3 protein-coding genes are annotated in these 14,857 nt (G+C 53.6%); all 3 read right to left on the reverse strand.

The window, feature by feature from the left end; all coding sequences use genetic code 11:
- Nucleotides 1–143 precede the first annotated feature (143 nt).
- Nucleotides 144–461: a hypothetical protein gene (locus AACX38_RS20460; protein ID WP_228865435.1), complete on the reverse strand. Its 318-nt coding sequence runs from the start codon at nucleotides 459–461 to the stop codon at nucleotides 144–146.
- Nucleotides 458–12,640 carry a hemagglutinin repeat-containing protein gene (locus AACX38_RS20465; protein ID WP_228865437.1) on the reverse strand — a complete coding sequence of 4,061 codons (12,183 nt, stop codon included), beginning with the start codon at nucleotides 12,638–12,640 and terminating at the stop codon, nucleotides 458–460. The genes AACX38_RS20460 and AACX38_RS20465 overlap by 4 nt, the downstream gene beginning before the upstream one ends.
- A gap of 235 nt (nucleotides 12,641–12,875) precedes the next feature.
- Nucleotides 12,876–14,585: a ShlB/FhaC/HecB family hemolysin secretion/activation protein gene (locus tag AACX38_RS20470; RefSeq protein ID WP_228865439.1), complete on the reverse strand. Its 1,710-nt coding sequence runs from the start codon at nucleotides 14,583–14,585 to the stop codon at nucleotides 12,876–12,878.
- Between the last annotated feature and the right edge of the window lie 272 nt (nucleotides 14,586–14,857).

Genomic DNA, 14,857 nt, shown 5'->3' on the forward strand with positions numbered 1-14,857 from the left:
TTGCCAGACCGCAAGGTGTTTTAACAAATCAAAAGGGGTTTTTATAGCTGCCTCATCGCTGAAAGCTCTACGGAACCCCCTGCCTAGCAGGGGGTTTTCTATATACAAAAAGGAGATCCCAGCGCTTGAGCTGGGATCTGAGGTTAACAAAAATCTTGTTCTATATTACCTTCCGCCTTTAGGATTGCCAAAAAGCGTTGATAAGCAGTTTCATCTAATTCAAGTAGATCGTCTAATAATTTTTCTTCTATTAATGCCCAATGGTGAACACTCTTGGCATCATCGTTTGAGAAAAAAACAGTTCTGAAATCTATCGTTGTATCAATAACTGAGACTTCATTAGATTTATATGCCTGTAAACCTCCATAATTTGGTGGTAATCCATAAAAATATGTTTCATCACCAAACCAATATATGGCAAAAATATCAACAATAGAGCCATCTGATTCTTTTATTTTCATTTAACATTATCCTTTATTGAATCTATTACCTTTTTAGGATCCTGTTGGATTCTCTGAGGAGTAGTAATTTTCATGTCATAAGCTTTACCAGTATTTGAGTTGTACTGGTAATGTATAGTTATTGTTTGCCCATCAGGAAGCCTATGCTTTGCTTCCATTTTCTGAAAACCAGCGGCTGTAGGAAAACGGGGATCTTTATTCATACCTAACAACTTACTTCCCTCTAACGGATTAGATTCAACCTGTTTCCATAAAGTTTGTTCATTCAGATCCCTTGGTACTGCAACCTGTTGCCCCGGTTTTGCGGTTGATATATTCTCAGCATTTTTAATAAGCTGCTGATGGTAAACAGTATTAGCCGATTTATCACCAAGGTTTGTCGTGCCTTGATTATTTTGCCCAATCCTTTCCAGCGCAGCTTTCTCTGTATTAACAACTGCACCTGAGTTTCCTTTTGTTGTTGGGGATGACTTCGGTCCTTTGGTTCCTTCCATTACAACCGGCAATGTCATCGCCATCGCAGCAGCTGTTTCCTTACTCATGCCCATTGCTTCAAAGCGTTTTGTCCAGCCAAGTTCGCCCACTTTACCGGTGGCCGCCTGACCCAGTGTATTCACCGCTGGCAGGTAATTTTTGAATTCATCCGGCAGGGTGCCGTCCCGGTCCATATTTCTGATGGTACGCTCAAACACGTCCCACTGCTCAACCAGATAACCGTACTTCTGCGCACACTGATCCGGGTTGCTGTTACAGAACGCCATCATTTCCTGATTCTGGCGGATATTGGTATCGACCATCTCCCTGATCACCTTCTGGCAACTGTCCCCTTCACAATTCCGGGCTTGCTGCGCAAAGCGATCCAAATCGTTAACGCTCAGGAAGTTATTCTCCACTGCATTTTTCGCACTCTGTGCCCCTTCCACCCCACCGGCAGTAGAATCCGTTGTTAATCCGGCCGCAATGCCTCCGGCCAGTGTAGACAGGTTACTGATTTTTTCCTTCTCATCCGGTGTAAGTTCACTGGATGCTTTACCGGGATACAGGGCCTGTGCGATAGCCGAGGCGGCCAGTTCGCCCCCGACCGCGCCCGTGGCACCCGCAATCGTTGAACCACCTTTCATTTCCGCAATCACACCGCCCAGTATCGCATGTGCCAACAGATTGGTGGCTTGATTGCCGTCAGTCGCGGCTTTCACCGAATTGGCCAGAGACGGCGCGGCACCTGCGGCAATGGCGGCTTTGATATCCCCACCTGCCAGTCCCTGAAGCGCCGATACCACGGCAGTGACTGCCTGACGGCGGTTGCCGCCAATATCGACCCCCTGAGCCTTGATCGCCTCATGGTAAGCGAGTTGGTAGGCCCGGTCAGCCAGAGCGTCCGGCGTGGCCTTCACGTTTTCTTGGTCAAGCTGGGCTTTGGCTTTTTCTTTCCAGTATTGCTGTCTTTGCGGATTTTTCAAGGCGGTCGTCGCTTTGTTTGTCGCCGTTATCGCCTCTTGGGTATTGTAGGTATCCAGCACCTGGGTGCCAATATTCGCGATAGCCTCTGCTTGCGTCAGTCGTTGCTGCTCTTGCGCTTTATCGAAAATCGGGTTGAGGCTATTAGCCGCATTCGCGGGATCGCGGCTGAGCTGGCTCACATCCTGCTTCTGCTTACTGCTGTCATGGACAACAATCGCCCCTTCACTCACGGCCGCATGGGTTGTGGACGTTTTGCTGTCCTGGTTCCCCGTGCCGGAAAGCATGTTCGAGGCCATATTGGAGACCAGTTGACTGCCCACGGCACCGCCCGTGCTGATCCCGGCACTCTGCTGTCCGGTTTGGTATGCCGCTTTATTCTGGATATCACTAAAGCCCAGCGTACCGGTTTCCAGCCGGTTTTTGCCTTTGTCTGCTCGACTTGCAATGACGGCGCCGTCCAGTTGGGTATGCTTGCCAACGTTGAGATCAAACCCGCCTTTCCCGGCAAAAATGCCGGTCTGTTCGTTGACGGACTGGTACTGGCTGGTCATTTTTTCCTGGCTGGCATGGGCTGAGAATGATCCGCCCGGCACGCCGTAGGTCACGCTGGCGCCGATGCGGGCGTTTTGTTGTTTGCTGCCGTAGTTGTCGGTGTCCTGCTCACTTTGCAGGTGCAGGTTACCCCCTATATTGGCGGTCACTTTCTCACCGCGCACCTGTGCCCCTTTCAGCCCGGCATCCTGCCCGGCATTCAGAGTCACCTGACCGCCTGCGGTGATCTGGGTTTCCGTATGGGTCAGCTTATCCCCGTTTTCATGACCTTTGCCGGCATTCCCGCCTGCGGAGAATTTCAGGCCGGTTCCGCCCTGCCCCACGGTCAGCCCGACACCGATATTGCCCCCTTTACTGCTGTTCTGGCCCCGGAGTGTTTCGGTATTTTGGCCTGATGTCAGGGTCATATTTCGTTTTGCACTTAGGCTGATATCCCTGCCGGCGTTCAGTTCGCTGCCCTGAACCTGAATATCCCCACCGCTGCCGGGTTTTTCTTTCTCGCCGGTGGCGGTAATACGAATATCCCGCCCTGCGTTCAGCTGACTGCCCTGCGTCACCGTTTGTTCATGCCGGGTGGCCGATTTTGATGACTGGCTGCCCAGCGACAGCTGCCCCCCAATCACATCGGTGGGTTTCTCGGCCTGCCCCCCCACCTGATTAATCGCTGCCGCTTTGGCCGACTGCGCCTCGCTCAATTGCCACGCCTGAAGCGCCTGCGCACCGGAGAGTGCAGCTTGCGTATCCAGCAGCGTTTTGAGCCGCCCTTCACTGGCTTTTCTGGCCTGCTGGGCAGCGCTGACTCCCGTATTGAGCGCACTACCTACCGTGCCTGACAGTGACAGCGTCAAACCGCTCTGCGTCGATTCAAACGTTTCTTCCCGCGTGCGTTTGTCATAGCCCGGATCAATGTGTACATTGTTGCCGGTGATACTGAGATCCTGGCCTGCGACTAAATTCGATCCGCTGATATGGGCACGGTTACCGGCGGTAATATTCACATCGCCCCGGTTGCTCCCTACTGTGCTGGCACTCTGGCTTTGTGTAGTACCATTTTCATTGCTCTGATGGCGGGTAGACTGACTGCCCACGGTAAAACCGATCCCCCCACTACTGAGTAATCCGCGCTTTTTCTTTTCTTCCCGCCGATAATGAGACTGCGTTTCAGTCGCGGCAGTCACATCGACATTGTTGCCGGCCTGTAAGGTCACGTCCTTATCTCCGGCTATCGCCGAGCCGCTCACCGCCAAATCATTGCCCGCAGCCAGATGAATGCTGTCTCCACTGAGCAGAGTGCCTGTCTCGCGGGTGACGTTATCTTTCTGTACCGCATCACGGCGCTGCTTAGACAAGACGCTTGCTTTATCCGAACGGGCTTCCGAGTACAAATAATCACGCTCGGTGGCACTGTTGAGTGTCATATCCTTTTTCGCCTGCAGCGCCAGTGCCCCCTGTTCGCTATGCAACGTGCTGCCCGTCACCATGATGTCGCTTTCACGGGCAACTACTACAATACCATCACGTCCGCTGAAGGTACTGCCTATACTCTTGTCACGGACTGTCTCCATATTACGCTGACTTTTTGTGCTTCCTACCCGCTTGCTCTCGCTGTCCTGATCCGTCACGGACTGGCGGGCATCCTTGATAGTGACCGCTTGGGCACTCAGCCCAATTCCCCCTGACTGGCTCTCAACCTGTGCACCTTCTGCCATGAAATTTTTTCCCGCCAGAATAGTCACGTTCTTATTGCCGCCCAGCGTGCTGAGATGCAGCCGGTCTTCCCGGCGACTGTTGTGCACCGACGAAGTGCGACTATTGGCTTCCAGATCGGTGCGGGTGGTGGCCGTATCCGCCAGTAACTTCACATCCTCACCCGCCTGCAACCGGGTGAGGCCATCCGCTTTCGCCTGGCTGCCCTTCAGGATCAGATCCCGTTCTGCTGTCAGACTGAGGTTTCCCCCGGCATTCAGCGTACTGCCCAGTGCCTGTTGCCACTCGCCGCTAATGCGTGCCCGTCGCTTCCCGGCCTCTTCTATACCGCTACTGGTACGGTTGCCCATTGCACCTGAGATTACGTCTATGCTGCCCGTGATACGGCTTCGGGCTGTCGTGATATCCAGATTATTGCGGGCGTGCAGGCTAAGATTCTGCAGGGCATCCAGTTTCGCCCCCTGCAGCCCGATATCACCGCCGCTGAGACTGATATCACGGGCACTCATTGTCGCCTGACGCAAGGCGTCCTGCAGGTTGGTGATCAGGGACAGGCTGTCTGCCTGTACGCTGATGCTGTCAGCGCGGATATCCCCGCTCTGATGCCGGAACTGACCGGCATCAATGTTAAGCGCCTGGTTGGAAAACAGATTGCCCGCGTTTTGAATGTTGTCGGCTGACAGTTGCAGGGTGTTCCCGCCAATGACGGCACCATCACCGGCCAGGCGCAACGTGGTGTTCGCCAGATAAACTTTAGGTACCCACACGGTCTGCGGGCCGGTGTCGGTATCGACTGTCTCACTCACCAGCCAGGTGATATCCTGTTGCAACGCGGCAATCTGTTCCGGCGTCAGCGCTACACCCGGTACCAGTTGAAAATCTTTCGCCACCTTAATACCGTTTTTCATCAATGATTTATATTGTTCCAGCGCATCTTCGCCACGTACAGAAGGCCGGCCGGTTAACTGGAGTAATTGTTCACGTACCAGCCGTTGCTCATAGAACCCATCCCCCAATCGTTTATGGATCCGGTCATGGTTATATCCCATTTGCTGCAGCATATAATCACTGCTGATGAACTGGCTTCTGTTGGTAAAGCGTTCGTCGGTCACCACCAGATAACGGCTTTCCGGTGCCGGGTGCTGACGGAACAAGCCGTTATTGGGGAGAGTGGTAGCCACGCTACCGAGGTGTTGCTTGTCGGTCAGGATCCGTTCGGCCGGAGTGAGCGGTCGGCGGCTTGGCGTGAGTGGCTGGCTATCCGGTGTCAGACGCGGGCTACCCGGCGTAAACGGCGGGATATCCGACGTCAACCGTTGGCTGCCTGATGTGAACGGTGGAATGTCCGCTGTCAACCGTTGGCCGCCCGGCGTAAGCGACGGGATATCTGGGGTCGCCAGTCTGCTGCCGGATGTCAGTTGCCTATCCCCTGTTTGCCAGGCTCCCCCGTCAACCTCCACCGACAGCGGATTGCGTTCCCATTGTGTCCGTTCGGCGGTGATGGCTTCCTGAGCTGCCGCAACACGGCTAATTTGTGCCTGATTAACCGTGGTATTTTCAAGAGATGCCCCGTTGATAGAAACATTTCCCTGCCCGGTGATAATGCTGTCGACAGTGTCTATCGCCGTGGTTTCCTCGTGATTGAATTGAGGATACCAGTGGCGGGTATCTCTGTCGTAGTGGTCAGAAATGAATTCCGTCCGGCGTTCATTCACGGAATAGCCTTGGTTAGTGATCTTACCGTCGCCTTTTATCGACAGATTACCGTTAGTACTGATCGTACTGGCGTCATTACGCAGTTGATTGGTAATGTTGAGCACCAGGTTGTGACCCGAGAGAATATGGGCACCAATCCCCTTGGACACTAATTTATCCCGTATCCGGGTTCCGGTGACCGAGCGCTCCCGGAAATTGTTGTAATCCGTCACATAGGGTGCATCCGCTATGTTGATGTGTTTCGCCGGATCCCACTGCTCAATGTATCCCCGGTTATGCTCGCGCCAGACGGTATTGTGATAAGGTGTCGGCACCTCGTGCTGACGATGCCCCCGTGTCTCGTAGAACGTCATGTCATAGCTGCCGCCACGGCCCGGTGTGAGAGCAAGATAGTTCACCCACAGTTCACGCATCTGCCCTTCGTTGTCTTTCACCCGTACCTGTGCACGTTTACCGGCAGCATCGATATTTAGCAGGGTACCGTAGCGATTCATTTCCGCTTCTGCGTTATTGCGGAATGTCAGACGCTGTTTGACGGGAGCGATGGTATTGTGATCGGTATTAACCGATGAGCCATAAGATCGCCAATTGTAGTGATAACGATGCCATTCGTATTCGCTTTTTTCCGCTTCCCTCTCGATGTAAAGCCCGGTACGCAAGTTATCCAGCCGCTTTGCCTCAACCACGGCATTTTTATCAGCCTCAATGCGGCTGCCCCGGTTCTCAATCAGATCATCACTGCCCAGATACAGTGAACCACTGCTGTAGATCAAGCTGCCATTCCGGTTTTTCAGATGTGTACTGGCACGCAGGCTCAACGCTTCCGTGGCAGCGATCACCGCATTACGCCCGTAGTTATCAATGACCCGGCTACGTACCGTGATATCATCCCCCATCACTGTGGCAGTGTTATCCAGTCTGTCGCTGGTGAGCATCATGCTGTCGGCTTCCAGTCGCCCCCCATTGCGCAGAATTCCCGTGGTCAGTTGCAGGGCTTTTCCGATGAGGTTTTTCACGTTAGTGAAATGGGTACTGTTGACGGTCAGGCTATCCGGCAGTCGCCAGTCGGCCTCATTCGTCAACGTACCGGCAATGTTGAAAGTCACCGCCCCGTTACTGCTCAGCGTATCACCGAGCCGGTGGGTGTAATCCTGCTGCACGGTCAGCGCCAACGACTGCTGACTGAGTACGGTTCCACCCTGGTTATTCAGGAGGCGGGTATTGATTGCCAGACTTTCTCCACTTTGAATGGTTCCGCCCTGATTAGAGAGTGTCAGCACAGAAGGGGCATCGGTGTTAATGTTGAACGTATTGTTGGCGAGGAGAGATCCCTGCTGATTGTTCAGTACCTCAAGGCGCGATAGCGTCAGGGAACCCGCACTTTGCAAGCGTCCTGCACGATTGTTTAGCTCACGTGCGATAACATCGGTATGGGTCGTGCCCTGTAACAATCCACCTTCGTGATTGTTCAGCCGGTTAGTCTGCACAACCAGCGCATTCTGGCTGGTAATTTTTCCTTGCCCGTCGTTATTGATCTGCTGACTGTTAAGATGCATCGCCCCGGTGGAGACCAGTTGCCCACCCTGGTTGTTCACCTGTTCACTATTGAGTGTTAATGTGCCGCCACTGTGCACTTTACCCTGCGGGTTATTGAGTTCATTAAGACGGTAAACCCCGTCCCACTGGCTGATAAGGGTACCGTTCTGATTATCAAGCCGGCTCGCAGCAAGATTAATTCCGCCCTGACTGCTGAAGATCCCCTGCAGGTTATCCACCCGCCCGGCCGATATTTGTTGATTACCGCTGCTTCTCACCGCGCCCTGACTATTATCCAGCCGTTCCAGAATACGCAGACCCAACGCTTGCTGACTCGCCATCGAGCCGGCCTTGTTCAGCAGCGACTGCGCAACAATTTGCATATCTCCCTCGCTTTGCAGTTTACCCTGTCGGTTATCCAGGCTGCCGCTTAAGACCAGATGCAGCCACTTTTGGCTGTAGATCAACCCGTTTTGCTGGTTATCTATGTTTTTCACTGTCACGGTGAGTCCGTCACCGGCCAGCAACTGGCCGCCCCTGTTCTGCAATAAACCGGCTGCGGTGCCCTTTGCCGTTCCCGCGACATCCAGCATTCCCTGAGCGCTGATTTTACCGGCCCGGTTATCAATCTTGTCTGCCTGTAGCATCAAGGCACCCGCTGACTGCAGTGTGCCTTTCTGGTTATCCAGCGTATTCACCGTCAGTGTTGTCGCCTGCTGGCTCAGTATGTCGCCATCACGGTTGTCAAACCGTCTGCCTGAGGCAGACCAGCCTCCCTGACTGCCCATCCATCCCCCGGCGTTAACCATCTCCTCCGCCCGCAGGAACTGCATCAGTTTGCTGAAGATATGGCCGTGACTGTTATCCAGTGTGCGGGTGAAGTTCATATCCAGCGCATCCAGCACCTGAACGTCTCCCTTCGCATTGCGGAGGCTCTGAGCATTCACTGTACTACGTCCGACACTGGCCAATTTACCGCCCTGATTGTCCCAATCGCCCGTGAGATCCAAACTCAGTGCCTGCAAGCTCTGGACAAATCCCTGCTGGCGGTTGAGCAGGCTCTTACCCTGTAATAACATGACGCCGCCACTCAGTAACGTGCCCGCGTCATTGTTCAGCAGGCCATTTTCCCCGCCCAGCCATTGCAGGCGTTGCTGTGCTGTCAGCGTCCCCGCCTGATTAATGACATCCCCGGTACTGTCGAGAGCCAGATCGCCCCCAGAACGCAATTTTCCCGCCGTATTATCGATACTCTGCGCGGAGACGGTCACCTGTTTACCGCCTTGTGCCGTGCCGCCGCGGTTATTCCAGTGACCGTCCGTGTGGATCGTCAGTGCCTCTGCGGCCTCAAACAATCCAGCCTCACTGTTAATCGCCTCGCGGGCTTCAAGCTGTAAGCGCCCCTGGCTGAGTACTTTGCCCTGCATATTATTCAGGTACTGTGCTGTCAGTTGCAGCTGTTCGCCGCCCATTTCCCCGGACTGGTTATCCACACGGCCGGCCATGGTCAGATCCAGTGCCTGCTGACTCAGGATAAGCCCCTGCTGGCGGTTGGTGAGCTGCCCACCCACAAGGGCTATCGCGCCATCGCTGAGCAACGTACCCGCATCATTATTCAGCAGGCTGTTAACACCCCCCTGCCAGCGCAGGTTGTGTTGTGCTGCCAGAATACCCGCCTGATTAATGAGATCCCCGGTACTGTCGAGCGTCAGATCGCCCCCAGAACGCAATTTTCCCGCCGTGTTGTCGACACTCTGCGCGGAGACGATGACCTGTTTACCGCCTTGTGCCGTGCCGCCGCGATTATTCCAATGACCGCCCGTGTGGATCACCAGCTCCTCGTCGGCTTCAAACAGCCCCCCCTCACTGTCGATCGCCTCACGGGTTTCAATCTGTAAGGGCCCCTGACTGAGCATTTTTCCCTGCATATTATTCAGGTGCTGTGCTGTCAGTTGTAGCTGCTTACCACCCATTTCCCCGGACTGGTTATCCACACGGCCGGCGATGGTCAGATCCAGTGCCTGCTGACTCAGGATAAGCCCCTCTTGGCGGTTGGTGAGTTGCCCACCCACAAGGGCTATCGCGCCATCGCTGAACAACGTACCCGCATCATTATTCAGCAGGCTGTTAACACCCCCCTGCCAGCGCAGGTTGCGTTGTGCCGACAGAATGCCTGCCTGATTAATCACATCCCCGGTACTATCAAGTATCAGATCGCCCCCGGAGTACAGTTTACCGTCGCGGTTGTCGATGTTCTGCGCGGAGACAGTCACCTGATTGCCCCCTTGTGCCGTGCCGCCGCGGTTATTCCAGTGGCCGTCCGTATGGATTGCCAGTGTTTCTTCGGCTTCAAACCGACCATCCTCATTGTCGATGGCCTGATCCGCATCTATCTGCAAACGCCCCTGACTAAACAATTTACCCCGCGTATTGTTCAGGCGCCGGGTTGTCAGTTGCAGCTGTTTGCCACCCACCTCCCCAGACTGGTTATCCACACTGCCGGCGATGGCCAGATCCAGTGCCTGCTGACTCCGGATAAGCCCCTGTTGGCGGTTGAGCAGATTCTTACCCTGTAATAACAGGGCACCGTCACTCAGTAGCGTACCCGCATCATTGTTCAGCAGGCCATTTTCCCCGCCCTGCCAGCGCAGGTTGTGTTGTGCCGCCAAGATACCCGCCTGATTAATCACATCTCTGGTACTGTCGAGCGTCAGGTCGCCCCCGGAGCGTAGTTGGCCCTTCGTGTTGTCGATACTCTGCGCAGAGACGATGACCTGTTTGTCTCCTCTTGCTCGACCACCGCGATTATCCCAATGACCGTCCGTGTGGATCACCAGCTCCTCGTCAGCTTCCAACAGCCCACTCTCACTGTCGATGGCCTGATCCGCCTCTATCTGCAAACGCCCCTGGCTAAGCAACTTACCCCGCGTATTGTTCAGGCGCCGGGTTGTCAGTTGCAGCTGTTTGCCACTCATCCCCCCAGACTGATTATCGATGCTCTCGGCGGTGGTCAGGGTCAGCTTTTGCTTGCTCAGGATTGTACCCTGCTGGCGGTTGAGCAGCGTCTTACCTTTCAATGACATGGCGCCGTCACTCAATAACGTGCCCGCGTCATTGTTCAGCAGGCTGTTAACACCACCCTGCCAGTGCAGGTTGTGTTGTGCCGCCAGGATGCCTGCCTGATTAATGACATTCCCGGTACTATCAAGTATCAGGTCACCCCCGGAGCGTAGTTGGCCCTTCGTATTGTCGATACTCTGCACAGAGACGTTGACCTGCTTGCCGCCTTTTGCCGTGCCGCCACGGTTATTCCAGTGACTACCTGTTCGAATCACCAGCGCTTCATCGGTCTCCAATAGACCGTTCTGATTGTCAATGCCGTCCTGATGATTCAGCACCAGTGCTTCTGGTCCGGTTTGGGTGATTTTGCCCTGACGATTGTTCAATTTTCGGCTGGTTAACGTCAGGAGCTCCGCACTCAGATCTCCGCGCTGGTTATCAATGTGCTCAGGTGCGTTGAGCGTGAGATTTTGACGGGCATGGACTTTGGCATCCTGTAAATTCAGTTGCGTGTCTGATGTCAGTGTCAGGTTGCGGGCTGATGTCTGGCTTTTCTCCAGTGAGAGATCCTGAGCTTCGACAGAGACATTATCGTGCGCTGCAATCTGCCCCTTCAATTGTGCGGTTTTTCTGGCTTTAAGGGTCAGCGTGCCGGGTTGCGTCACGTTACCGTCACGATCTACACCGGCAGCCAGCTGACCATCGGCCTGATTCTGTATGGCAGTGCTCTGACTGCTCAGATGACGGCCCGCCCGAATTTTACCCTGATTAGCTAACTGATCGCGCACGGTCAGGGTGATATCCCGGTTGGCCGTCATTTCACCCTGATTGGCCAGATCCCCCTGATTATCAATCTTGATATCCTTTGAAGCCGTCAGCTTGCCACTGTTGGTGAGATGTCCCTCACTGCGGACGACCAACTCATGGGCCTGCACTTGCCCCTGATTTAACCAGTTGCCCTCATTTTTCAGGGTGATGTTTTCAGACGCAGCCAGAGTCCCCCCGTTAGTCAGCTGACCCCGGCTGTCAATCGTCAGACGACCGGGCTGGGTCAGTTTACCGTTCTTATCAACACCCGCAGCCATCTCGCCCTGATTCACCAGACTCCCCTTATTTTGACTGGTGATATTCCCGGACGCAGTGATTGAGCCGCTATTGATCAGTTTCCCGTTGCTGTTGAGCAGCACATCCCCGGCCTGTGCCCCTAAATGCCCCGCATTACGCACACCGACCCCTTTTTCCGTGCCCACCAGTTTTATTTTGTTGGCATACATACCGCCAATGGCAGCCACATCCAGGCTGAATTCGGGCTTGCCGTTTCCGTCACTGGCGGCGGTTTGCAGCACATTACCTTGTGCATCGGTCCGGTTCTGACCTGTGGTAACGGTTAAATTCTGTGCGTGCAGTTTGGCATTTATTTTCACGGCCCGGGCAATCAGGCGGGTATGATCACTTTTTTCATCATTCAATCCCTTCCCCTCAACCGCAATCTGACCGTTTTTCACATCGAATCCTTTCAGGCGACCATTTTCCAGCACGGCCTGTCCCGCAGCCAGCGTGGTCTTATTGGCATTAATAAAACCACAGCCTTGACAGGTGATCCCGGCTGGGTTCGCCACAATCACTTCTGCCCGTTGACCGGCAACTTCGATGAAACCATTCAGTTTACTGGGATCACGGCTATTGACTTCATTGAGGATAATTTTGGCTTCCCCTTTGGCCAACCATGGGTTACCGGTGATATGACCGGCCAGCGCCGTTTTGGTATTCGCGGTACTGTTATTGAGGATGGCCCCTTTTTGCTCCACATCAAACTGCCGATACTGGTTACGGGATACCCCATCATTATTCGGAGTCTGAATGTTGACCTGCGGGATACCGTTGGCGGTGGCGATAACTGTCGGTTGTTCTTTGCCGGGGGCTTGGTTATCCGCCATAATCGTGGCGCCGACAGGCTGACTGACCAACCCCAACGCCAATGAAACGCCCAGAATTAATGGCCGCAACGAAACGTAACGGGATGACACCGCGTTGACGGGGATGTCACGGTGTGTCGACTCCATGGTATGGCTTTTCGCCAGTTCTGAAACCACTATCAGCATTTGACGGGTCTTGCTGAAAATCACGCGATAACGCAGCTTATTCATCGTGCGAACCTCATTTCAGTAGTGTCACCGGGGATGAGTAGCTTGCCATGAGTGCGCTTCATTCCCCCCTGAATTCAATCACTGTTTGGTCCCGCACGTCACCAGTATGGTATCGTGCGCAGAAATAGGAATAGGAAACAATCGTGCGTTTCAATAAGTGGCACTAAGGCAATACGCCGCTCTCAGCACTCATGCAGAGAGCAGCCTCAACACCACTTAACATCGGTATTTGTCCTCAGTACTGCCAGTTCAGGCTAAACGCCACATACGTTGGGTCAGTTTTAAACCCGTCCGGTTTGGAAAAAGGCGTTCCGACAGACACATCGTAGACTAAATTGGCTGAGCGGATCGGGCCTTTCATTCCCAATAGACCCCCAGACAGTGTGCGGCCAATTTCAAAGGCCGTGTTATTACCGCTCACACGACCATAATCGGCGCCCAGATAAAGCTGTTGTTCCGGCAGTGGAGTCTGCCATGAGAAGGTGTTGCGCACCGTCCAGCCTTCATCAGCACTCAGCGAATGTTCACCGTCAAAACCGCGTACCGTCCAACGATTACCGATGCTGAACCGATCCTGAGGTGTCAATGGCTTGTAGCTCCATTGTTGTTGGTATTCAATGCGGTGCTGAAAGGGCTGGCTGTCCAGCGTAAAAGGCGTATTGAGTGAGGCGGAAACCTGAGTTATCCGCGGTTTGGCCGTGGCATAATTTTCACTGTCCGGTGAATAACGGGTTTCTTCCGATGCAGACAGGGCTCCGAACCAACGGGTACCTTGCTGGAAACGTATGCCGGCATCCAGTACCGCATCCCCGATATAATGGCGGTGATCCAGTCTCAGGCTCCAGTTACTGGTTCGGCGCTTTTGGCCCTCAACTTCGGTTTGTTTGATGAAGTTCCGGGTTTGGCGGACATTCACGCCATACGTTAACGTCGTCTTCGAATGCGTATTGCGGTGTAACACCCGGCTAAGTTGGGCATTGAGACTTTGACTCCGGCCACGGTATTTTGCATCCTCAGTTAGGAGAGGGACCGTTTGTGCATACGTGTATTTGCTGCCGGTAACAGCAAACTGCCAATAGCCAAAAGGTACGGAATAATGCGCGGTGTAATTGGCCGAATGTTTGCGGCCGGTAAAGGATAAATCCTTTGTCACCGCCACATAAAGCAGGTCACTCAGTGAGGTCGGATTATCGAGGGCGAACATCATCCCTCCCTGCTCCCGCCCGGTGGCTTTTGTGCCACTGTTATCCAGCCAGGCCCCCATATGCCAGAAGCGGGACTGCTGACGCTGGACAACGATATCTGTTTCGCCGGGCTCGTCCCCCGGCACCAGCTCCATGGATGCCTGAGTATTCTGTGCACTCTGGAGGGCTTCCATTCCTTGCTCAATCGCCCGTAAATCCAACAATTCTCCTGCCCCGGCAGGTATCGCCGTAAACAGAGAGGCGTATTTATCCGCCCCATCCGCATAACGGATCTGCCGGATTTTTCCCGGTACCACATTCAGTTTTAGATCACCCTGACTGAGATCCTGCTCCGGAACCAATATCCGTGTTGTCACCCAGCCGTGTGAAATCAGCCGATTCTGCATGTTACTCATCAGCAGTCCAATGCCCTGCGCCCCCAGGCACTGTCCAACGGCTTGATCAGCCAGACGCTGCAAGGGAACCCAGTGAGGCAAGGCCTCACGGCCCGATAACGTCACCTGGCGGATATCAAAACAGGGTGACTCTTTAGGAAAAGTCAAATGAGACGATGACACCGCTTCGGCATCATCTGACAGACTGACCCGGGGCGGCTTGGCTTCCAGCCGTTGCGCCTGCGCCTGCTGTTGCTGTTGTTGGTGAATTAAGGACTCATCTGCATACACAGGCAGTAGAGTAAATATCCCCCATCCGGTCAGCCCGGTGGCTATTTTTTTCCGGCTGAAAAAAGTTTTTGTCATATTTTTTCTCAAATGAAAAAGACGGGAACATTATCTTTAAACCACAATGCGAAAACCTTCGGTGAGGGAAAAGTATGTCTCAGATTATTGATGTTTCAATCTAATCATCATGTAAAAAATAGGTTATTCCTGGCGCAATAAAACCAAAATAAAGATTAAAGAAAATTTAAAGGGTTAATGTTATGAATAATAATGGAAATATTAAATCATCGTGACCTAAATAGAATTTAAACGAAATGAGTTTTTATAAATAGACACTCATTCATATACAA

It is taken from the genome of Xenorhabdus sp. PB30.3 (assembly GCF_963895965.1).
GTDB classification, from domain to species: Bacteria; Pseudomonadota; Gammaproteobacteria; order Enterobacterales; family Enterobacteriaceae; genus Xenorhabdus; species Xenorhabdus stockiae.

What these genes read in the sequence shown, in the direction of transcription:
- AACX38_RS20465 (WP_228865437.1), bottom strand. Translation starts at nt 12,640, where the DNA reads ATGAATAAGCTGCGTTATCGCGTGATTTTCAGCAAGACCCGTCAAATG.
- AACX38_RS20470 (WP_228865439.1), bottom strand. Translation starts at nt 14,585, where the DNA reads ATGACAAAAACTTTTTTCAGCCGGAAAAAAATAGCCACCGGGCTGACC.
- AACX38_RS20460 (WP_228865435.1), bottom strand. Translation starts at nt 461, where the DNA reads ATGAAAATAAAAGAATCAGATGGCTCTATTGTTGATATTTTTGCCATA.